This window comes from Hylemonella sp. P2_B10 (assembly GCF_056404875.1).
The window spans coordinates 80017-100021 of the sequence record NZ_JBFUDE010000005.1 but is presented as its reverse complement, the minus strand read 5'-3'; the positions used below and the strand labels follow the sequence as shown (position 1 = coordinate 100021).

The 20005-nt window shown below is 66.7% G+C and carries 20 protein-coding genes; 11 read left to right on the top strand and 9 right to left on the bottom strand.

All coding sequences use genetic code 11. From position 1 onward, the window contains the following. Positions 1 to 4: 4 nt before the first annotated feature. The 4 genes from AC1DX2_RS21620 to lplT form a co-directional block, all read right to left on the bottom strand. Positions 5 to 2077 (bottom strand): M13 family metallopeptidase, encoded by a 2073-nt coding sequence (locus AC1DX2_RS21620; RefSeq protein WP_477198483.1) that lies wholly within the window; start codon positions 2075 to 2077, stop codon positions 5 to 7. A gap of 121 nt (positions 2078 to 2198) precedes the next feature. Continuing rightward, positions 2199 to 3197 carry a sensor domain-containing diguanylate cyclase gene (locus AC1DX2_RS21615; protein ID WP_477198482.1) on the bottom strand — a complete coding sequence of 333 codons (999 nt, stop codon included), beginning with the start codon at positions 3195 to 3197 and terminating at the stop codon, positions 2199 to 2201. A gap of 92 nt (positions 3198 to 3289) precedes the next feature. Next, a complete protein-coding gene (locus tag AC1DX2_RS21610) occupies positions 3290 to 3775 on the bottom strand; it encodes a glutathione peroxidase (RefSeq protein WP_477198481.1) in 486 nt (161 codons plus the stop codon). Positions 3776 to 3891: 116 nt separating this feature from the next. Next, a complete protein-coding gene (gene lplT, locus AC1DX2_RS21605) occupies positions 3892 to 5175 on the bottom strand; it encodes a lysophospholipid transporter LplT (RefSeq protein WP_477198480.1) in 1284 nt (427 codons plus the stop codon). Positions 5176 to 5311: 136 nt separating this feature from the next. Here lplT and alr point away from each other — a divergent pair, with 136 nt between their 5' ends. Next, complete coding sequence (gene alr / locus AC1DX2_RS21600; protein ID WP_477198479.1) at positions 5312 to 6442, top strand: alanine racemase; 1131 nt, start codon at positions 5312 to 5314, stop codon at positions 6440 to 6442. A gap of 48 nt (positions 6443 to 6490) precedes the next feature. Here alr and AC1DX2_RS21595 read toward each other — a convergent pair whose 3' ends face one another. Beyond that, the gene (locus tag AC1DX2_RS21595; RefSeq protein ID WP_477198478.1) at positions 6491 to 7477 is read right to left on the bottom strand and encodes a 2-dehydropantoate 2-reductase; all 987 of its coding nucleotides are present in this window, start codon (positions 7475 to 7477) and stop codon (positions 6491 to 6493) included. A gap of 48 nt (positions 7478 to 7525) precedes the next feature. On the opposite strand from AC1DX2_RS21595, the gene AC1DX2_RS21590 reads away from it, so the two are divergent. Then, positions 7526 to 8587 carry a 3-deoxy-7-phosphoheptulonate synthase gene (locus AC1DX2_RS21590; RefSeq protein WP_477198477.1) on the top strand — a complete coding sequence of 354 codons (1062 nt, stop codon included), beginning with the start codon at positions 7526 to 7528 and terminating at the stop codon, positions 8585 to 8587. A gap of 19 nt (positions 8588 to 8606) precedes the next feature. Further along, on the top strand, positions 8607 to 9977 hold the full coding sequence (gene radA, locus AC1DX2_RS21585; RefSeq protein ID WP_477198476.1) for a DNA repair protein RadA: 1371 nt from the start codon (positions 8607 to 8609) through the stop codon (positions 9975 to 9977). 4 nt (positions 9978 to 9981) lie between these two features. Here the strand turns inward: radA and AC1DX2_RS21580 are convergent, their stop codons facing one another. Together AC1DX2_RS21580 and AC1DX2_RS21575 are read right to left on the bottom strand one after the other, a co-directional pair. Next, positions 9982 to 10530: a DUF4166 domain-containing protein gene (locus AC1DX2_RS21580; protein WP_477198475.1), complete on the bottom strand. Its 549-nt coding sequence runs from the start codon at positions 10528 to 10530 to the stop codon at positions 9982 to 9984. A gap of 11 nt (positions 10531 to 10541) precedes the next feature. Next, positions 10542 to 11357, bottom strand: coding sequence for an alpha/beta fold hydrolase (locus AC1DX2_RS21575; RefSeq protein ID WP_477198474.1), 816 nt, complete (start codon positions 11355 to 11357; stop codon positions 10542 to 10544). An 86-nt stretch (positions 11358 to 11443) separates the two neighbouring features. Here AC1DX2_RS21575 and AC1DX2_RS21570 point away from each other — a divergent pair, with 86 nt between their 5' ends. From AC1DX2_RS21570 to waaF, 5 genes are read left to right on the top strand one after another with little or no spacing between them, the layout of a single operon-like run. After that, positions 11444 to 12715, top strand: coding sequence for an MFS transporter (locus AC1DX2_RS21570; RefSeq protein WP_477198473.1), 1272 nt, complete (start codon positions 11444 to 11446; stop codon positions 12713 to 12715). A 31-nt stretch (positions 12716 to 12746) separates the two neighbouring features. Then, positions 12747 to 13160 (top strand): glycerate kinase, encoded by a 414-nt coding sequence (locus tag AC1DX2_RS21565; RefSeq protein ID WP_477198472.1) that lies wholly within the window; start codon positions 12747 to 12749, stop codon positions 13158 to 13160. A gap of 41 nt (positions 13161 to 13201) precedes the next feature. Then, positions 13202 to 14143, top strand: coding sequence for a branched-chain amino acid transaminase (locus AC1DX2_RS21560; protein ID WP_477198471.1), 942 nt, complete (start codon positions 13202 to 13204; stop codon positions 14141 to 14143). Between the two features lie 14 nt (positions 14144 to 14157). Continuing rightward, complete coding sequence (locus tag AC1DX2_RS21555; RefSeq protein ID WP_477198470.1) at positions 14158 to 14364, top strand: zinc-finger domain-containing protein; 207 nt, start codon at positions 14158 to 14160, stop codon at positions 14362 to 14364. 7 nt (positions 14365 to 14371) lie between these two features. Then, positions 14372 to 15421: a lipopolysaccharide heptosyltransferase II gene (waaF, locus tag AC1DX2_RS21550; RefSeq protein WP_477198469.1), complete on the top strand. Its 1050-nt coding sequence runs from the start codon at positions 14372 to 14374 to the stop codon at positions 15419 to 15421. A 73-nt stretch (positions 15422 to 15494) separates the two neighbouring features. Here waaF and AC1DX2_RS21545 read toward each other — a convergent pair whose 3' ends face one another. Next, positions 15495 to 16073 (bottom strand): TetR/AcrR family transcriptional regulator, encoded by a 579-nt coding sequence (locus AC1DX2_RS21545; RefSeq protein WP_477198468.1) that lies wholly within the window; start codon positions 16071 to 16073, stop codon positions 15495 to 15497. A gap of 214 nt (positions 16074 to 16287) precedes the next feature. Here AC1DX2_RS21545 and AC1DX2_RS21540 point away from each other — a divergent pair, with 214 nt between their 5' ends. From AC1DX2_RS21540 to AC1DX2_RS21530, 3 genes are read left to right on the top strand one after another with little or no spacing between them, the layout of a single operon-like run. Further along, entirely contained in the window at positions 16288 to 17358 is a 1071-nt protein-coding gene (locus AC1DX2_RS21540; RefSeq protein WP_477198467.1) for an NmrA family NAD(P)-binding protein, read from the top strand. Between the two features lie 41 nt (positions 17359 to 17399). Continuing rightward, complete coding sequence (locus tag AC1DX2_RS21535) at positions 17400 to 18089, top strand: hypothetical protein (RefSeq protein ID WP_477198466.1); 690 nt, start codon at positions 17400 to 17402, stop codon at positions 18087 to 18089. A 55-nt stretch (positions 18090 to 18144) separates the two neighbouring features. Continuing rightward, positions 18145 to 19713: an MBL fold metallo-hydrolase gene (locus tag AC1DX2_RS21530; protein ID WP_477198465.1), complete on the top strand. Its 1569-nt coding sequence runs from the start codon at positions 18145 to 18147 to the stop codon at positions 19711 to 19713. Between the two features lie 6 nt (positions 19714 to 19719). Here AC1DX2_RS21530 and AC1DX2_RS21525 read toward each other — a convergent pair whose 3' ends face one another. Then, entirely contained in the window at positions 19720 to 19998 is a 279-nt protein-coding gene (locus tag AC1DX2_RS21525; protein ID WP_477198464.1) for an SDR family oxidoreductase, read from the bottom strand. Positions 19999 to 20005 lie beyond the last annotated feature (7 nt).

The following is a 20005-nucleotide window of genomic DNA, read 5'->3' as shown; positions in this document are numbered from 1 at the left end:
ACGCTCACCAAACCCGCACGCGCGCCTTCGGCGCCAGGTACAGCGCCTGGCCCGGCTGCACGTCAAAGGCGGGGTACCACGCGTCCAGGTTGCGCACCGTGGCAGCGCGGAAGTTCTCTGGCGCATGCCCATCGGTGGCGACGATCAGGCGCAGCGTGGCCTCGCGTGTCTTGGTGCGCCAGCTTTGCGCGTAGGCGGTGAAGAACAGGCGGTCCTGCTCGCGCACATAGGTCGCATCCTTGGCGCGCGGGCCCAGCGTCATCCGGTAGGCCTCGAAGGCAGCGCCCAGGCCGGCCAGGTCGGCAATGTTCTCGGCCAGCGTTAGCTCACCATCCAGCGCCAGGTCGGGAAAGGGCTTGTAGGCCGAATACTGGGCTGCCAGCGCCTTCGAGGAAGCCGCGAAGTGCGCCAGGTCCTTGGCCGTCCACCAGTTGCGCAGCCGCCCCTGGGCGTCGAAGGCTGCGCCTTCGCTGTCAAAGCTGTGGCTGATCTCGTGCCCTATGGTGGCGCCCACCGAGCCATAGTTGACTGCGTCCGGCGCCGCAGGGTCGAAGAACGGTGGCTGCAGCGCAGCCGCGGGGAAGTTCAGCGCGTTTTGCAGCGGCATGTTGACCGCGTTCACGGTCTGCGGCGACATGCACCAGGCCGTCTTGTCCACCGGCTGGCCCAGCCTGGCCAGCGCGCGGCTGTAGTTCCAGGCTGACACGCGCTGTTGGTTGCCCAGGGCGTCGCCGGGGTCCACCACCAGATCGGCATAGCTCTGCCATTTGTCCGGGTAGCCCACGCCCACATACAGCGTGGCCAGCTTGGCCTTGGCCTGGCGCTTGGTGGCCGGTGCCATCCAGTCCAGCGTGTCTATGCGGGCTCCAAAGGCCTGCACCACGTTGGCCACCATGGCCTGCACCTTGGCCTTGGTCTCGGCGGGGAAGTATTTTTCCACATACAGCTGGCCCACCGCGTCGGGCATGGCGGCGTTCACGGCGTCCAGCGCCGAGCGGGCGCGCTCCTTCTGCTTGGGGATGCCGGCTAGCGTGTTGCCGTAGAAGGCGAAGGCCTGGTCGGCAAAAGCGCGCGGCAGCACGCTGGCATGGCGGTCCACGGCGTGGAAGCGCAGGTAGTCTTTCCAGGCCTCCAGCGGCTGCGCGCCGACCAGCGCCGCCTCGCCCTTAACAGCCGACGGGTGCCAGACGGCGAAGCGTTTCTGTGCACCTAAGCCCGCGGCGCTGAAAAAGGCCGCCCAGTCCATGCCGGGCGCCTTGCGTGCAAAGTCGGCGCTGGCCCAGGTGTTGTCGGCCTTGCGCACGTCATTGGAGTCCACGCGCGTGGCGTGGCTGCGGGCTATCGCCGTCTCCAAAGCCAGCACCGCCTTGGCGCGCTCCTCAGCGCGGTCCAGCCCGGCGTGCGCCAGCATCGCGGCCACATGGGCCTGGTAGGCGTCGCGCAGCTTTTGCATGCGCGGCGAGCTGCTCAGGTAGTAATCGCGGTCGGGCAGGCCCAGGCCGCCTTGCAGCAGGTAGCCGGTGTAGCGCTTGTCGTCGTGGAAGCCCTGGGCCACCCACAGGCCAAACAGGTTGCGGGTGGCGAAATTGGTGGCATTCAGCGGGTCCACATCGGCGCGCAGGCCGGCACCCAGGTAGCGCGTCAGCGCCGCCTTGTCGTGCAGCGCGGCTATGCCGGCCAGCAGTGGCCGCAGCACCGCCGCGCCCTTGGCTTCTATCGCGGCCTGGTCCAGGTAGGCGTTGTAGTAGTCGGCGGCCTTGCGCGCGTCGCTGCCGCTTGGGCGGCTGGCGGCTTCCACCACCAGCTTGACCACGCGCTGGTTGGTCAGCTCGGCCACCTCGCCGACCACCCCCCAGCGGCTCTTGTCGGCCGGGATGTCCGTGCTTTTGAGCCAGCCGCCGTTAGCGTAGGCGTCGAAGTCGTCGCCGGGTTTCACGCCCAGGTCCATGCCGCCGGCCAGGGCTGATGAGGTGGCCTGGCTGGTGGGGGCGCTGGTGTCAGTCGCGTGGGCGGGCAGCTGCAAGGCGCCAGCAAGCAGCAGCGACAGGGCGAGGGGTGTCAGGCGGGGGTGCGACATGGGGCTTTGGCTCATAGCGTTTGTCAACCGCTGAATGTGCCACGGCGCAGGCGTTTTCGGGCCGCCGCTCACGCCTCCATTCCCGCGCTTTGTCGCACGGCGGCGCAGGGGAGCGCTTCCCTTAACCCGGCGGCGGCAGCCGGGTCACGATGCGGTCACGCCCGCCGCGCTTGGCCTCGTACAGCGCTGCATCGGCCAGCTCCACCAGGCTGGCCGGCTGCAGGCTCTTGTTTGGGATGACGCTGGCAATGCCTATGCTCAGCGTCACCACCCCCAGCTCGCTCTGGCTGTGCGGAATCTCCAGCCGCGCCAGGCCGTCGCGTATGCGGTTGGCCACGGTGGTGGCGCCCTCCGTGTCGATCACCGGCAGCACCACCGCGAACTCCTCGCCGCCGTAGCGCGCCACCATGTCAAACGGCCGGAACACCGCCTGCGTCAGCACACCGGCAATGCGGCGCAGGCAGTCGTCGCCCACATGGTGGCCATAGTGGTCGTTGAACAGCTTGAAGTTGTCCACGTCGATCATCAGCAGCGTCAGCAGCAGGTCGTCGCGGCTGGCGCGGCTCCATTCGCGCTGCAGCTTGTCGTCAAAGCTGCGCCGGTTGGCGATGCCGGTCAGGCCGTCGGCGGCGGCCAGCCGCTCCAGCTCGGTCTGCGCCTTCTTTTGCGACGACATGTCGCGCAGCGTCTCCACCACCGCCAGCAGCTGGCCCTGGGCGTCGTACACCGGGCCGGCGTCTATCGCCAGGTACAGCTGTGAGCCCAGGCGCGGCATCACGCACCAGTTTTCGGCATGGATGCCGTAGCTCTGGTGGCCGCTGGGGTCGTCGTAGGCCACGTACAGCGCGGCAATCTCGTCCACCCGGTTGTGCACCAGCAGGTCAGACAGGCAGGGCCGTGGCGTGTCGTAAAAGCCGCGCCAATGCTCCGAGGTGCCCAACACCTCGGCGGCGGGCATGCCGGTCAACCGCTCGCAGGCCTTGTTCCAGATCTGCACCTTGCCCTGCGCGTCCAGCACGAAGGTCGGCACCACCAGCTGCTGCATCAGGTTGATGGCAAGGCTGTAGCCCTGCTCGGCCGTGCTGCGCGGCGTCGCCTTTGCGGGTTTCTTGACCACCATGTCTCCTGCCGCCTCCTTGATGGGAGTTCTTCGGGTATTGGCCGGCATGCTAGCAAATCTGGCGCCGCCCGCGCTGCGGGTTTACGAGCGCCTCATGCCGCCAGCGCCGCTTCAATGTCCTTGGCCATGCTGGCTGGCGTGTCCGTGGGGGCATAGCGCTTCAGCACCTCGCCGTCCTTGCCAACCAGGAACTTGGTGAAATTCCACTTGATGGCCTTGGTGCCCAACAGCCCTGGCGCCTCGGCCGTCAGCCACTTGTACAGCGGGTGCGCGTCGCCGCCGTTGACGTCGATCTTGTGCATCATCGGGAAGCTGACGCCGTAGTTCAGCTGGCAGAACTCGGCAATCTCCCCATCGCTGCCCGGGTCTTGCGCACCAAACTGGTTGCACGGGAAACCCAGCACCACCAGGCCCTTGCCGCCATACTGCTTGTGCAGCTCTTCCAGCCCGGCGAATTGCGGCGTGAAACCGCAGGCACTGGCGGTGTTGACGATCAGCATGGGCTTGCCCTGAAACTGCTTGAGCGCGACGCTCTTGCCGTTGATGTTCTGGGCTTCAAAGTCGTAGGCCGTGGTCATGGGGGTCTCCGTGCAAGTTGGGTGTGCCGGGACATGGTAGCAAAGGCCGGTAGCCCTGCCAGCAGCATCAGTGTCCCAGCAGGTGTCAATGCCCCCGGCGGAGGCGGCTCATAGCCCTAACCGTGCAAGTTGTCGGAGCGGGCGATCTGCAGCAGGTGGTCGACCTCGGCCTTGTGCTTCACGCAGTTGTGCTGGTGCCAGCGGCGGATCATCCACATCACGCCCGAATTCAGCACGCCGAAGATGATGATGGCGCCAAACACCGACAGCCCCATGCCCGTGGCCAGCCCGTTGAGCGCGCCCAGGCCCAGGATGCAGGCCTGTTCGTTGAAGTTCTGCACCGCGATCGAACGGCCGGCGCCCATCAGGTTGTGGCCGCGGTGCTGCAGCAGCGCGTTCATCGGCACCACCAGGTAGCCGCCCAGGCCACCCAGCAGCACCAGGAAGGGCGCGGCGATCCACACGTTGTCGATGAAATTGAGCATCAGCACCAGAATGCCCATGCCAATGCCCAGCGGCAGAACGTGGGTGGCCTCGTCCAGCTTGGACCGCATCGACGCCACCACCGCCCCCACCGCGGTGCCTATGGCCACCACGCCCACCAGCGAAGTCGCCTTGGTCACGTTGTAGCCCAGCGCCAACGCCGCCCAGCTCAGCACGATGTACTTCATGTTGCCGCTGATGCCCCAGAACAGCGTGGTGGTGCTGAGCGAAATCTGGCCCAGCTTGTCGCGCCACAGGCGCATGTTGCAGGTCCAGAAGTCCGGCGCCAGGCTCAGCAGTTTGTCGGGCAGCGGGCGACCTTCGACGCCGGTGTCCGGAATGTGGGTGTTGAACAGCGCCGCGATCAGGTACAGCACGATCAGCACGCAAATGGCCGCCTCGGGCGCGGTGTTCACCCCCACGTCGATGAAAGGCAAGTCAATCGCCAACAGGTGCGAGGCCACCGCCTGCCCCACCAGCTGCCCGCCCAGCACCGTGCCCAGCACGATGGAGGCAATCGTCAGCCCTTCGATCCAGCCATTGGCCTTGACCAGCTGCGAGGTCGGCAGCAGCTCGGTCAGGATGCCGTACTTGGCTGGCGAATAGGCTGCCGCGCCCAGGCCCACGATGGCGTAGGAGAACAGCGGGTGCATGCCAAACAGCATCAGCAGGCAGCCCGCCACCTTGATGAAGTTGCTGATGAACATCACCTTGCCCTTGGGCAGCGCGTCGGCAAAGGCCCCCACGAAAGGCGCCAGCACCACGTAGAACAACGCGAACATGGGCACCAGCGCGGCCTGCTCCCAGGTCGGCGCGCCATTGGTCTGCAGCAGCCGCACGGCCGCCACGAACAAGGCGTTGTCGGCCAGCGAGCTGAAAAACTGCGCTGCCATGATGGTGTAAAAGCCGCGTTTCATCGGGTATTGTTGGAATGCTCTGCTGCAGTGCAGCGCAACGACGTCAAGAGGCTGTAAAGGGACAGCGGTTTATAGCACGCGGGTGCAGTGCCAAAATCCCCCTGGTCACAACTCGTTCACAATCGCCACCGCCGCCATGCCCCGTCCGATACAAGCCACCATCCACACCGAGGCGCTGCGCCACAACCTGCAGCGCGCGCGCCATGCCGCACCAGACGCCAAGGTGTGGGCGGTGGTGAAGGCCAATGCCTATGGCCACGGCATAGAGCGCGCGTTTGAGGGGCTGCGCGGCGCCGACGGGTTTGCGCTGCTGGATTTGAACGAAGCCCAGCGCGTGCGCGACCTGGGCTGGCGCGGCCCCATCCTGCTGCTCGAAGGGGTATTCGAGCTGCGCGACCTGGAACTGTGCTCGCGCCTGGGGCTGTGGCACACCGTGCACTGCGAAGAACAGATAGACATGCTGGCCACGCACAAGACCAATGTGCCGCACCGTGTGTTCCTGAAAATGAACTCCGGCATGAACCGCCTGGGCTTCACCCCGGCACGCTACCGCGCCGCCTGGACCCGGTTGGACGCGCTGCCCCAGGTGGACGAGATCTCGCTGATGACGCACTTCAGCGATGCCGACGGCCCCAAGGGCGTGGCCGCGCAGATGGCGCTGTTCGAAGCCACCGTGCGCGACCTGCCCGGCGAGCGCACCGTCAGCAACAGCGCCGCCACGTTGCGCCACATGGGCGACGGCCCGCTGGCCGATGACGGCGTGGCCCTGCCAGCCGACTGGGTGCGCCCCGGCATCGCCATCTACGGCAGCTCCACCGACTTCCCGGAACACAGCGCGCAAGACTGGGGCCTGCAGCCCGCCATGACGCTCGCCGCCAAGATCCTCGCCGTGCAAGACCTGCAGGCCGGTGACACGGTGGGTTACGGCTCCAGCTTCACCGCCCCCGCGCCCATGCGCATAGGCGTGGTGGCCTGCGGCTATGCCGACGGCTACCCGCGCCTGTGCCCCACCGGCACGCCGGTGCTGGTCAACGGCGTGCGCAGCCGCACCGTGGGCCGCGTCAGCATGGACATGGTCACGGTGGACCTGCAGCCCTTGCTGGATGCCGGCCTGGAGGTAGGCACCGGCAGCGAGGTCACGCTGTGGGGGAACGCGTCTAATGGCACCGTGTTGTCCATTGACGAGGTGGCGCAAACCGCTGGCACGGTTGGCTACGAGCTGATGTGCGGCCTGGCGCAGCGGGTGCCGGTGGTGGTTGCTGACTGAGTTGGCGTTGGCGCGGCTCTGCAGCGCGCCAGCCGGAGAAAAAGGAGGTCAGTACAGCCCGCGCACCCGAGCATGCAGCCGCGCCAGCCCCAGCAGCACATCCGTCTGCGGCGTCGCCACACCGGTCAGCTGCCCCAACTCGCGCACCGCTCCCACCAGCGCATCCAGCTCGACCGCACGGCCGGCTTCCACGTCTTGCAGCATCGAGGTCTTGAAGGCGCCCAGCTTTTTCGTCACCTCGTGCCGGTCTTCCGGGCGCTGGTCTATCGGGATGCCCAGCCTGGCGCCGATCTCCTTGGCCTCCAGCATCACGTGGGTGATGAAATGGCGCACCAGGTCATCGGCCAGCACCAGGTCGGTGGTGGCGCCGGTGATGGCGCTGATGGGGTTCATCGTCATGTTGCCCCACAGCTTGAACCAGATGTCGCGCTGAATCTGGTCCGACACCACGGCTTCCATGCCCGCTTTCGTCAACAGCGCGGCCAGTGCCTGCAGGCGCGGCGAGCTGCCGCCGCCCGGCTCGCCGATGATCAGCTTGTTGCCCATGTGGTGGCGCACATGGCCCGGGCCGTTCAGCGCGCAGCTGGCGTGCACCACGCAGCCCAGCACGCTGGCGGCGGGTATCGCGGTGGCGATGGAGCCGGTGGCGTCCGTGCTGGTCAGCCGCTGGTTGGCAAACTCACCGCCAAAGCCGTTCAAAAACCACCAGGGCACGCCGTTCATCGCCGTCAGCACAACGGTGTGCGGGCCCAGCAGCGGTGCGATGTGCCTGGCCACCTCGGGCAAGGCGGGTGCCTTGACGGCAATCACCACCAAATCCTGAACGCCCAGCTCGGCCGGGTTGGCGCTGGCCTGCACGGCATGCGCCACCGCGTGGTCGGCAAACTGCACTCGCAGCCCCTGCGTGCGCAGCGCCTCCAGCGTGGCACCCCTGGCCACCACGCTCAGCTGGCAACCCGCGCTGGCCAGGCCGGCACCCACCCAACCGCCAATGGCGCCGGCACCGTATATGCAGACTTTGGTGAAGGTATTCATCTGCGCCTATGATAATTGCCCCATCTCCCTCGTCTGGGAACACGCGCCATGACATTTCCCACACTGCTAGAAAACCTCAACGTCGTCTCCCAGCTCACGCTGCCGCCGCCCTCGGCACTGCATGAGGACATTCCCGCCAGCCCCGAGGCCACCAAGACCGTGGGCGAGGCCCGGCGCGCGCTGGCCGCCATCCTCAGCGGGCAAGACAACCGGTTGTTCTGCGTCGTCGGTCCATGCTCCATCCACGACCCCAAGGCGGCGATGGACTACGCGCACAAGCTCAAAGCCCTGGCCGACGAGCTGCGCGAGCACATCCTGATCGTCATGCGCGTGTATTTCGAGAAGCCCCGCACCACCGTGGGCTGGAAGGGCCTGATCAATGACCCGCGCATGGACGACAGCTTCCGCATCGACGAAGGCCTGCACCTGGCGCGCAAGCTGCTGGTGGACATCAACACGCTGGGCCTGCCCTGCGGCACCGAGGCGCTGGACCCCATCACCCCCCAGTACCTGGGCGACATGGTCGCCTGGAGCGCCATTGGCGCCCGCACCACCGAGAGCCAGACGCACCGCGAAATGGCCAGCGGCCTGTCCAGCCCCGTGGGCTTCAAGAACGGCACCGACGGCAACCTCGACGTGGCCATCAACGCCATGCTGTCCGCCAGCCAGCCGCACGCTTTCCTCGGCATCAACGGCGAGGGCCAGGTGGCCGTCACCCAGACCGCCGGCAACGCCTTCGGCCACTTGATCCTGCGCGGCGGCAGCCGGCCCAATTACGACTCGGTCTCCGTCACCGAGGCCGAGATCGCGCTGCAGCAGGCCAAGCTGCCCGCCAACATCGTGGTGGACTGCAGCCATGCCAATTCGCGCAAGAACTTCGCGCTGCAGCCGCTGGTGCTGAAAGACGTGATCCACCAGGTGGCCGATGGCAACCGCTCGCTGAAGGGCGTGATGCTAGAGAGCAACCTTTTCGAAGGCAACCAGAAGCTGACGAATGACCCGACCCAGCTGCGCTACGGCGTCTCCATCACCGACGCCTGCATTGGCTGGGACGCCACTGAGACCTGCCTGCGAGAAGCCGCAGCACGGCTGAAGACGCTGAAGCACTGACAGCAAGAAAACTCACCGCGTGGCCAAAGAAAAAACCATCTACACCTGCACCGAATGCGGCGGCACCAGCCCCAAGTGGCTGGGCAAGTGCCCCCACTGCAATGCCTGGAACACGCTGATCGAGTCCGTCGCCGAGCCAGCCGCCGGAAGCACCAAGAACCGCTTCGCCTCGCTGGCCAAGACGGCCGAGGTGGCGGTGCTGGCCGACATCGAAGCCACCGACATCTCGCGCACCCCCACCGGGCTGGAAGAGCTGGACCGCGTGCTGGGCGGCGGCATTGTCGAAGGCGGTGTGGTGCTGATCGGTGGCGACCCTGGCATCGGCAAGTCCACGCTGCTGCTGCAGGCGCTGGACGCGCTGCAGCGCGCCGGGCAAAAGACGCTCTACGTCACCGGTGAAGAAAGCGGCGCCCAGGTGGCGCTGCGCTCACGCCGGCTGGGGCTGGACAACTCGCAGGTGAAGGTGCTGGCCGAAATCCAGCTGGAAAAAATGCTGGCCACGCTGGACGCGGTGCGCCCCGACATCGCCGTCATCGACTCCATACAGACGGTGTACTCCGAACAGCTCACCTCCGCCCCCGGCTCGGTGGCCCAGGTGCGCGAATGCGCCGCGCACCTGACGCGTGCCGCCAAGGCCAGCGGCGTGTGCATCGTGCTGGTGGGCCACGTCACCAAAGAGGGAGCGCTGGCCGGCCCGCGCGTGCTGGAGCACATGGTGGACACCGTGCTGTATTTTGAAGGCGACACCCACAGCCAGTTCCGCCTGGTGCGCGCCATCAAGAACCGCTTTGGCGCCGTGAATGAGATCGGCGTGTTCGCCATGACCGAGCGCGGCCTGAAAGGCGTCTCCAACCCCAGCGCCATTTTCCTCAGCCAACACAGCGAGCCGGTGCCCGGCAGCTGCGTGATGGTCACGCTGGAGGGCACCCGCCCCATGCTGGTCGAGATTCAAGCGCTGGTGGACAGCGGCGGCCCCAGCCCGCGCCGCTTGTCGGTGGGCCTGGACCGCGACCGCCTGGCCATGCTGCTGGCCGTGCTGCACCGCCACGCCGGCGTGGCCTGCATGGACCAGGACGTGTTCGTCAACGCGGTGGGCGGCGTGCGCATCAGCGAGCCGGCGGCGGATTTGGCGGTGATGCTGGCCATCACCTCCAGCCTGCGCGGCAAGCCGCTGCCCAAGGGCTTCATCGCCTTTGGCGAAGTGGGCCTGGCCGGCGAAGTGCGCCCGGCGCCGCGCGGGCAAGAGCGGCTGAAAGAGGCCGCCAAGCTGGGCTTCAGCGTCGCCATCGTGCCCAAGGCCAACGCGCCGCGCAAAGCGATCGAGGGCATGACCATCCACGCCGTGGAGCGGGTGGACGAGGCGATGGAAGTGGTGCGCGGGCTGACCTGAATCTTCAGCCAGCTTCGGGGGTCGCAGGAATCTCCAGGTGCCCCCGATACGCTGCCAGCAGCCCCAGCCACGGCATGCGCGCCTCCACATGAAAGTGCAGCCGCCCGGGTGACGTCGTCTCGCGCGCCACGATGGCCGGAAACAGAAAACGCGGCAAGCGCAGCAGGCCCAGCACGCTGACGCTTTGCAGCAGCATCACCAACTCGCCCTCTTGCACCGCCAGCGCGAAGTGAAAGCGCGCCGGCCCCAGCTGCTCCACCAGTTCATCGCCTTGCAACCGCATGCAGGATCGCATGGTCTTGCCGGCAAAGTGGCGTTGCCACGCCTCTTGCTGCTCGTCTGCGCTCAGCTCAAAGCTGAAAGCCTGGTCTTCCACCGACCCGGGCAAGCTCATCAGCCGCGCCAGCAGCTTGGCAGGCAATGTGGTCGGCCCCTGGGCCGAATAGCGTCCTTCAAACCGGTGTTGCCCCTGTGCGGCATGAAAGCTGCGCAAAGGGGCTGGCAAGGCATCGAAGTGTGGCCCCAGCAGGCGTTGGTAGATGCTGGTCGGCATGGTGTTCGGGCTCAGGCTGGCAGGTCAGCCCCGGTGCGCGCCAGCCACTCCCCCACCACCTGCTGAAACTGTTCCGGCTGGTCCACCATCACCCAGTGCCCGCTCTTGATGGCCTGCACGTCGCTGCCCGGCTGCTGGCGCAGCCATTCCAGCCACGCGGTGGAGTGGAACATGAACGGCTTGCGCGTGCCATAGACAAACAGCATGGGGCACGCCGGCTTGATCTGCCGCGTGCGCCTATAGCCGCCGTGCGTGCCCGTCCACTGGATGAAATACGGGTAGTTCATGTTGCAATGCACGTCCTGCGGGTCCAGCTTGTAGCGCATCAGCTTCAGCATGCGCCGGCTCATGCGGTCGCCCAGCTTGCCGCGCAGCACCCAGGCCAGCGCCAGCCAGGCCTGGTAGGTAAAGATCTGAAACAGGTTCTTGGCGCTGATCTCGCGTGCATACGCGGGCGAGTTGGCGTCGCCAATGTCCACGCCCACCAGGCGCTCCACCCGCTCCGGGTGCTTCATCACATACTGGTAGCCAAACACCGCGCCCCAGTCGTGCACCATCAGCGTCACCTTGCGGCCGGGGCTGACGGCATCGACGATGGCCGCAAAGGTGGCCACCAGCTCGGCCAGCGAATAGGCGCGCCGCGGCTCGCCCTTGGCAAAGCCCGGCAGCGTGAAGCGCACGCAGCGGTGCGTGGCGCGCAGCGCGGCCACGGTGCTGTCCCACAGCCGGTAGGTGTCGGGCCAGCCATGGATCATCACCACCGTGCGCGGGCCGTCGCCCTCTATGTACACATCTACGCCGTTGACGGTCAACGTCTGCTGTTCCATGGCTGCCTCTGCGCTGTCTTGTTGTGCCGGCCATCATAGCCAGCCGCCCCGCTGGGGCTTGGCATTGATGGGACAATGGACCCGTCTTGTCCGCTGCCCCCGTCCCCCCCAAGTCTGAATTTGCCGAGTTGCTGGCCCTGCGTGCCTTCATGCGCTATTGGGGCGCGCGGCTGTTCAGCGTCACCGGTAGCCAGATGCTGCTGGTGGCCGTGGGCTGGCAGATGTATGACCTGACCGGCTCCGCCTGGGACCTGGGGCTGGTCGGCCTCTACCAGTTTGCCCCCGCGTTGTTGCTCACGCTGGTGGCCGGCCACGTGGCCGACCGTGTGCACCGTGGCCGCATCGTCGCCGCCTGTCTGGTGGTATCAAGCGCCGTGGCACTGCTGCTGGTGGCTGCCACGCTGGGCCTGGGCCAAAGCGCAACTGCCCACGGCAAGGCCGGTTGGCTGACGCGCGAGCTGCTGCTGGGTGTGTCGGTGGTGCTGGGCACCGTGCGCGCCTTTCAAATGCCGGCGCAGCAGGCCCTCACCCCGCTGCTGGTGCCGCCCAGCATGCTGTCGCGCGCGCTGGCCTTTGCTTCCGGCGGCATGCAGGCCGCCATCATCGGCGGGCCGGCGCTGGGCGGCGTCATCTTCGTGTTTGGTGCCTCGGCGGTGTATGCCTGTTGCACCGCGCTGTTTGCCATTGCCTCGGCGCTGATGCTGGGCCTGCGCTATGACCACGCCCCGGCACCCAAGGAGCCCGTCACCTGGGGCAGCGTCACCGCCGGCGCCCTGTTCGTCTGGCAGCGCAAGGTGCTGCTGGGTGCCGTGTCGCTGGATCTGTTTGCCGTGCTGCTGGGCGGCGCCGTGGCGCTGCTGCCCATGTTTGCCAAGGACATCCTGAACGTCGGTCCCTGGGGCCTGGGCCTGCTGCGCGCCGCGCCGGCCGTGGGCGCGATTGGCATGTCCATGGTGCTCACCCGCCGCCCGCTGGAGCGCCGCGTGGGCCACGCCATGATGGCCGCGGTGGCCGTGTTTGGCCTGTGCATGGTGGCGTTTGGCCTGTCCACCAGCTTCTGGCTGTCGCTGACCGTGCTGGCCATTTCGGGCGCCGCCGACACAGTGAGCGTGGTGGTGCGCCAGACGCTGATGGGGCTGGAAACGCCCGACGCCATGCGTGGCCGCGTCAGCGCCGTCAACAGCATCTTCATCGGCGCCTCCAACCAGTTGGGCGAGTTCGAGTCCGGCGCCACCGCCGCGCTGCTGGGGCCGGTGGGTTCGGTGGTGCTGGGCGGCGTGGGCACGCTGCTGGTGGCGGCGCTGTGGTTCAAGCTGTTTCCCACGCTGGTGCAGCGCGACCGCATGCAGCCCCATTAGTGTGGCTCGCAGGCTGCGACAATCTGTCCCCATGTTCTGGCAAAAAATCCTCGTGCCGCTGGCCGGCATCGTGCTCGTCATCGCGGCTTATGAAGCTTTTGAATGGCGCGGCGTGGCGCTGGCCGCCTCTGCACTCGTCACCTGGGTGCTGTGGCAGCTGAGCCGCTTCATGAAGGTGATGCGCACCGCCGCCAAGCGCCCGCTGGGCCATGTGGCCAGCGCCACCGCGCTGCAGGCGCGCCTGAAGCCCGGCATGCCGCTGCTGGACGTCATCGCCATGACCGGCGCGCTGGGCAAACCGCTGTCGCCCGAAGGCCAGCAACCCGAGGTGTTTGCCTGGTCGGACGATGGTGAAACCGAGCTGCGCTGTACCTTTCAAGACGGCCGGCTGCTGCGCTGGACGCGCGAGGCGGTCAGCCACGAAGCCGGCACCCCGACGCCGTAAAATCGACAGTCCCCGCCATATACCCCCCAGGAGCCCCCCGCATGAGCGCAACCCCACCCCTTTCCATGTCGGACCGCGACGGCAAGATCTGGATGGACGGCCAGATGGTCGATTGGCGCGACGCCAAGATCCATGTGCTCACCCACACGCTGCACTACGGCTGCGGCGCCTTTGAGGGCGTGCGTGCCTACAACGGCACCGGCGGCACCGCCATCTTTCGCCTGCAGGAGCACACCGAGCGCCTGTTCAACAGCGCCAAGATCCTGCGCATGAAAATCCCCTTCACGCAGGAAGAAGTGAACGAGGCCCAACGCGCCGTGGTGCGCGACAACAAGCTGGAAAGCTGCTACCTGCGCCCGCTGACCTGGATCGGTGACAAGAAGCTGGGCGTCAGCCCCAAGGGCAACACCATCCACCTGATGGTGGCCGCCTGGGCCTGGGGCGCCTACCTGGGTGACGAGGGGCTGAAGCGCGGCATCCGCGTCAAGACCAGCAGCTACACCCGCCACCACGTCAACATCACCATGACGCAGGCCAAGGCCGTCAGCAACTACACCAACTCCATCCTCGCCAACATGGAAGCCGTGGACGATGGGTATGACGAGGCGCTGCTGCTCGATGCGTCAGGCTTCGTCAGCGAAGGCGCGGGCGAGAACATCTTTGTCATCAAGAACGGCGTGGTCTACACCCCCGACCTGTCGGCCGGCGCGCTGAACGGCATCACCCGCAACACCGTTTTCCACATCTGCAAAGACCTGGGTATTGAGCTGGTGCAAAAGCGCATCACCCGGGATGAGGTCTACATCTGCGACGAAGCCTTCTTCACCGGCACGGCCGCCGAGGTGACCCCGATCCGCGAGCTGGACCGCATCGAGCTGGGCGCCGGCTCGCGCGGCCCCATCACCGAAAAAATCCAGAGCGCGTTCTTCGACATCGTCAACGGCCGCAACCCCAAATACGCCCACTGGCTGACCAAGGTCTGAGGAACCCACCCATCATGAGCAACGCCCCCATCGAGCTGCTGGCCAAAGACCTGAACGACCAGGGCGGCATCTTCTGCCCCAGCCCCAAGGCCGGCATGAAGGTCAGCGACAACCACCCCAAGGTCTACCTGGACGTGGGCCGCACCGGCCAGGCCAAGTGCCCCTATTGCGGCAACGTTTACGCGCTGAAGGCGGGTGAGCATTTCGACGGCGCGCACTGACGCCACCATGAAGCGCGCGCTGGTCGTCGCGCCGCAGTGGATAGGCGACGCCGTCATGACCGAGCCGCTGCTGCGCCGCCTGGCCGCGCGCGGCGAACACATCACCGTGGGCGCGCTGCCCTGGGTGGCCCCGGTGTACCGCGCCATGCCCCACGTGGCCCAGGTGGTGGAATTCCCCTTCGCCCACGGCGGCCTGCAGCTGAAAGCCCGCCGCTCGCTGGCCAGCCAGTTCAAGGGCCAGTTTGATGTGGCCTATGTGCTGCCCAATTCGCTGAAGAGCGCGCTGCTGCCCTTTCTGGCCAGCATCCCCGAACGCGTGGGCTACCTGGGCGAAGCCCGCGTGGGCCTGCTGACCCACAGGCTGAAAAACCCGCCCAAGGACAAGCGCCCGCCCATGGTGGCCTTCTATTCCGCACTGAGCGGTGCGCCACCGGCCGACGCGGCCAGTGACCGCCCGCAGCTGCAACTGCAACCCCAAGACGCCAGCGCCGCCCAGGCCCACCTGGCCACGCTGGGCCTGCAGCCCGGCCGCTTTCACGTCTTCGCCCCCGGCGCCGAGTTTGGCCCCGCCAAGCGCTGGCCCGCCGCCCACTTTGCCGAGCTGGGCCGGCTGCTGCCGGCGCAGCACAAGGTGGTGCTGCTGGGCTCGGGCAAAGAGGCCGAACTGTGCGACGAGATTGCCAACGCCATCGATGCAGGCCTGCCGCAGGGCGCAGAGCCTAGAGCGCTGAACCTGGCCGGCAAGACCACGCTGCTGCAAGCCTTTGCCGCCATTGCTTCGGCCCACAGTGTCATCAGCAATGACTCGGGGCTGATGCACGTGGCGGCTGGCTTTGGCACGCCCCAGGTGGCGATTTTTGGCTCAAGCAGCCCGCGCCACACGCCGCCGCTGAATGACAAAGCCAAGGTGATCTGGCTGAAGGATGACCCCAACTACCAGCCGCCATTGGATTGCGCGCCTTGCTTTCAGCGGGAGTGCCCGCTGGGGCATACGCGGTGTTTGGTGGATGTGGGGGCGGGGCAGGTGGCAGAGTTTTTGGTTGAAGCCTTTAACTGAAAGCCCCCCATGGCCGTCGCCCCGCTAGATGGGATGCGGTGAGATTTTTAGACAATTGTTTTCGGCCACCGCCTCAGACGCCGTACGCGGCAAGAAAAACACGCACCGCCTCGCGCAGCAGCGCCTTGTCTTCCTGCGCCGTGGGCTGTTCCAGTTTCAGCATGCCGCGGATGTGCCCCTCTCCCAGGAACATGGACAGAAAAAGGTCTGCCGCTTGCCGCAGGCGCGGCACACGCATAGTGCCCGCCTCATTCGCCAAGGCCAGGTAGGCGGCGAGCTGGCCGACCAGCCGGTCCGCGCCCTGGCGATAAAACCCAAGGCAGGCATCCGGATACCTGCCCGCGACCGCATACAGGTTGCGAAACTGCCCCAGCGTGTTCTCGTCGCGCATCAGTGCCAGAAACTGCTTGCCCACGACTGTCAGCGCCTTGTCGGGGTGTTGCGGGTCAAGTGTCTGAGCGCCGGCCAGGCCACCCACCACGCCCTCGGTGCGCCTGCCGATAACGGCCTCTAGCAACTGCTCCTTGGATGCGAAGTGGCTGTACACGGTCATCTTCGAGACACCCGCATCCCTGGCGATGGCGTCCATGCTGGCGCGCTCGAAGCCGTGCTCACGAAAGTGCAGGTGTGCGGCTTCCAGGATGCGGCGCATGCGCTCAGGGTCCCGGGGGCGCCCCCGGGGCGGTTTTCCGCCTGGCGCGCCCGCATCGGACCCGGCTGCTGGCTGTGCGGTCGGGGGGTTTTTCATATTTTATTTAGTGGACTTGACAGTACAGAATATAGCACTAGAATTACTGTACCGATGGGTATCGTAAATAGAGGTTGCGATGCCCTTGCTCGCTTCACCGCCTGAAAAGGAGAGCCTCATGAAGCATCCTCGTATTCTCGTCACCGGTGCGACCGGAAAAATCGGCCGTCACGTGGTCCACCTCCTGCTGCAGGCAGGCTGGCCTGTGCGCGCGCTGGTGCGGCAGAACGACGTGCGCAGCCTAGCTCTGCAACGCCAGGGCGCCGAGATCGCCGTGGCCGACCTCACCGACCCCGAACCGCTGGCCCTGGCCATGCAGGGCGTGCAACGCGCTTTCTTTCTGCCCGGCTACAGTCCGTACCTGGCAAACATGGCAGCCGCTTTTGCCTGTGCGGCGCGCTCGGCCGGGCTGGAGTCGGTGGTGGTGCTCAGCCAATGGTTGGCGGCCCCGTCGCATCCCGCTTCAACAACCCGCCAGCACTGGTTGGCCGATCGCCTGCTCGGCGCGCTGCCGGGCATGGCGCACACGCGGGTGGCCCCCGGATTTTTTGCCGACAACTACCTGCGCACGCTGCCTGTGGCCGCCCAATTGGGCGTGTTGCCCTGGCCGTATGGCGACGGACGCAACGCGCCGCCCTCGAACGAGGACATTGCCCGCGTTGCCGCCCATGCGCTGATGCAGCCACAGCGCCACGCCGGGCGCAGTTACCGGCCCACCGGTCCGCAGCTGCTGACGGGGGGCGACATGGCGCGCATTGTTGGCAAGGTGCTGGGCCGAAGCGTGAAGACCATGCCCACGCCGTTCTGGCTGTTCGCCAAGGCCGCTCGCCATGATGGTGCCGGCATTGATGAACTGCTGAACCTGCGCCATTACATCCGGGACCACAGCAGTGGCGCGTTCGAGGTGGGCGCGCTGAACCAGGACGTGCTGGAGGTCACCGGGCGCCCCGCCGAAGACTTCGAAACCATCGCCCGGCGTTACGCGGCGGCGCCCCAGTGCCAGCCCACGCTGGGCAACCGGCTGCGCCAGGTGAAGGACTTCCTGCTGTTGCCGCTGCGTCCGGGCTACGACCTCAACGGCTACGCGCGCAGCCTGAACCTGCCGCAGCCGCAGCGCCCGCTGTATGCGATGCAGTCCGGTACCTGGTTGCGCGAGCACGGGTTGCCTGCAGAAGGAGGTCAGGCATGATGGTTGCGGACATGCCCCAACAAGTTGTCTTGAGGACGGCAATGCTGGGCCCCTTTTTCCTGAGCTATGTGGCGCTGGTGGCGGCGGCGGTGGCGGCTGTGCTCAAGCGCTATATGCCGCCGCGTGCGGCCTGGCTGGGCCTGGCCGGGCTGCTGGTGTGGCTGGCCTATGCCGGCGCTTTGGGTTACAGCGGCATCTTGCAAGACCCTGCGTTGCGCCCGCCCGGCATTGCCCGTATGGTGGGCCCCATCCTGGTCAGCCTGCTTGCACTGATGGGCATTGGCAAATTTGGCCGCCTGGTGGCGGCGCATGTGCCCCTGGCCGTGCTGGTGGGGCTGCAGAGCTTTCGGGTGGGGGTGGAAGTGTGTCTGCATCTGCTGTGGCAAGCCGGCTTGCTACCCCATGCCATGACGCTGCAGGGTGGCAACATTGAAATCATTGTGGCGTTGACGGCGCCACTGGCCGCTTGGGCGGCCACACGCGGCCAACGCGCACGCCAGGTCGTATGGGCCTGGAACCTGGTGGGCCTGTTGTCGCTGGCCAATGTGGTGGTGCGCAGTGTCTTGACCGCGCCCGGACCTTTGAACCTGATCCACACGGAAGTGCCGAACCTGGCGCTGGCACAGTTTCCGTTCAGCTTCATCCCGGGGCTGATGGCGCCATTGGCACTGGTGCTGCACGTGCTGGTGTTCCGAGCCATGCGGATTGAAACCAAGTGGCAAGGCGTGTAGTACAAACCGCCGGCTTCACCGTTGTTGCAGCGTATCGACATCATCTTTACCAACCATGCATATTGAACCCAATCCACTGACCACCCTGCGGGGGCGTCTGCTGCTTGCAACCCTGTTGACCGGGCTGCTTGCAGCTCTGGTGGGCCGGCCGGCAACTGCAGCCGACACCGAGAATGCCCGCGCCCACAAGCTGGTTGCCCAGTCCCTCGCGGCGTTGGGTGCCGGGCGGGATCTGCGTGAGACGCGCAGCCTGACTGCCACCGTGCGCCAGGTCACCTACCACCTGGCGGATGGTGACCATCCCGACGCACCGTACGCGGCGGATTTTGGGGAGGCCAACATCACGCTGGACCTGGCCACAGGCAGGGTCATCACCACGGTCAAGCAAAGCCTGGCAACGCAGGAAAGCGTTACGGCCACCACCCTGGCCACGCCTGAACTGCAGCGCATGACGGTGGCTGCCAATGGCCAGCCCCTGCAATCGCGGGTTGTCGCGCCGGAGCCGGATTTCGACCTCGCCGAGCCGCTGATGGCCTTGCGCATGGCCTATGCCAACAAGGACTTGCGCCTTGGTCCACCCACCCTGCTGCATGGCGTGCGCGCGGATGTGGTGCGTTTCCAGCACCGTGGCTTCCCGGTGCGGCTGTTGCTGGGCACGGACTCGCATCTGCCGCTGGCGCTGGAGGCCAGGATGGTGATGCCATCGAACATTGTGTGGAACGCCCGGGGCGACCTGACGGACCGCTTCGACTGGATGAACTGGACGCTGGCCTCCGGCGTGCGTTATCCCTACCAATGGGATCACTTCCGCAACGGCGACCTGCTGCGCACCACGTCGGTTACCGCGCTGGCGGTTGACCAGCCGCTGGACGCAGCCACCACGTTGACACCGGATGATCTGAAGGCCCTGGACGAGCCGGGCCGGCGCAACGTGGATGAGCTGCCCCTGGGCCGGCCGGACCGCCCGATCACGGAGATCGCGCCTGGCGTGGTGCAAATTCCCGGGAGCTGGTACACCACCCTGGTTCGACAGGCCGACGGCGTGGTCGTCATCGACGCGCCCATCTCCGATGGCTACTCCCGCCAGGTGCTGGCCGAGGCGGCGCGCCGCTTTCCGGGCCTGCCGGTCAAGGCGCTGATCACCACCACGGGCTTTGGGTGGCATATCGCCGGCATCCGCGAGTACGCCGCGCGGGAGATTCCCATCTATGTGCTGGACAGCAACGCCGCACTGGTGCGCGCTCGCCTGACCGCGCCGCACACGTTGGCACCTGATGCGCTGGCCAAGCACCCTGTTCCCCTGCATCTCAGGCGGGTCAGCGGCCCCCTGCGTGTGGGCCAGGGCGCGACGGGCCTGGTGGTCTATCCCATACGCGGTGCCACCTCGCAGATGCTGATGGTGCACTTGCCGCAGCCGCAGATCCTGCACACGGCGGAGATGGTGCAGCCGCTGGGGCCGAATGGCGCCTTCCTGTTTCCGGAGTCGTTGCTGGAGTTGCAGCAGGCGGTGCAGCAGGCTGGGCTATCCGTCAAGACCATGATAGGCATGCACATGAGCGCCACGCCCTGGTCTGCGCTGGATGCCAGCATCGCGGCGACTTTGAAACCGCTGGCCGCACCTTGAAGCCTCTCAATCCACCAACATCCCACAACTCAAGTTGACCACCGTCCCCGTCATGGCCCCCGCCCCATCCGACGCCATAAAGACAGCCACCTCCGCCACCTGATCCAGCGTAGGCATGCGCTTCAGCAGCGTGCCCGCCGCCATGCCTTCAACCAACTGGTCCACCGCCACCCCATGGGCCGCAATGGCGTTGAACACCTCGCGGCTGTGCGAGCCGGCGGCCATGGCCTGGGGCACCGCATGCGGGCGCAGGGCGGCGGGCTCCAGGCAGGCAACCACCGCCACTCGGCTA

Excerpts from the sequence above, each read along its gene's own strand:
- AC1DX2_RS21535 (WP_477198466.1), top strand. The coding sequence starts at position 17,400 with ATGCTGGGCCCCTTTTTCCTGAGCTATGTGGCGCTGGTGGCGGCGGCG.
- AC1DX2_RS21620 (WP_477198483.1), bottom strand. The coding sequence starts at position 2,077 with ATGTCGCACCCCCGCCTGACACCCCTCGCCCTGTCGCTGCTGCTTGCT.
- AC1DX2_RS21560 (WP_477198471.1), top strand. The coding sequence starts at position 13,202 with ATGAGCGCAACCCCACCCCTTTCCATGTCGGACCGCGACGGCAAGATC.
- AC1DX2_RS21530 (WP_477198465.1), top strand. The coding sequence starts at position 18,145 with ATGCATATTGAACCCAATCCACTGACCACCCTGCGGGGGCGTCTGCTG.
- AC1DX2_RS21595 (WP_477198478.1), bottom strand. The coding sequence starts at position 7,477 with ATGAATACCTTCACCAAAGTCTGCATATACGGTGCCGGCGCCATTGGC.
- AC1DX2_RS21555 (WP_477198470.1), top strand. The coding sequence starts at position 14,158 with ATGAGCAACGCCCCCATCGAGCTGCTGGCCAAAGACCTGAACGACCAG.
- AC1DX2_RS21540 (WP_477198467.1), top strand. The coding sequence starts at position 16,288 with ATGAAGCATCCTCGTATTCTCGTCACCGGTGCGACCGGAAAAATCGGC.
- AC1DX2_RS21545 (WP_477198468.1), bottom strand. The coding sequence starts at position 16,073 with ATGCGCCGCATCCTGGAAGCCGCACACCTGCACTTTCGTGAGCACGGC.
- AC1DX2_RS21615 (WP_477198482.1), bottom strand. The coding sequence starts at position 3,197 with ATGGTGGTCAAGAAACCCGCAAAGGCGACGCCGCGCAGCACGGCCGAG.
- AC1DX2_RS21610 (WP_477198481.1), bottom strand. The coding sequence starts at position 3,775 with ATGACCACGGCCTACGACTTTGAAGCCCAGAACATCAACGGCAAGAGC.
- AC1DX2_RS21575 (WP_477198474.1), bottom strand. The coding sequence starts at position 11,357 with ATGGAACAGCAGACGTTGACCGTCAACGGCGTAGATGTGTACATAGAG.
- lplT (WP_477198480.1), bottom strand. The coding sequence starts at position 5,175 with ATGAAACGCGGCTTTTACACCATCATGGCAGCGCAGTTTTTCAGCTCG.
- AC1DX2_RS21590 (WP_477198477.1), top strand. The coding sequence starts at position 7,526 with ATGACATTTCCCACACTGCTAGAAAACCTCAACGTCGTCTCCCAGCTC.
- alr (WP_477198479.1), top strand. The coding sequence starts at position 5,312 with ATGCCCCGTCCGATACAAGCCACCATCCACACCGAGGCGCTGCGCCAC.
- AC1DX2_RS21580 (WP_477198475.1), bottom strand. The coding sequence starts at position 10,530 with ATGCCGACCAGCATCTACCAACGCCTGCTGGGGCCACACTTCGATGCC.
- waaF (WP_477198469.1), top strand. The coding sequence starts at position 14,372 with ATGAAGCGCGCGCTGGTCGTCGCGCCGCAGTGGATAGGCGACGCCGTC.
- AC1DX2_RS21565 (WP_477198472.1), top strand. The coding sequence starts at position 12,747 with ATGTTCTGGCAAAAAATCCTCGTGCCGCTGGCCGGCATCGTGCTCGTC.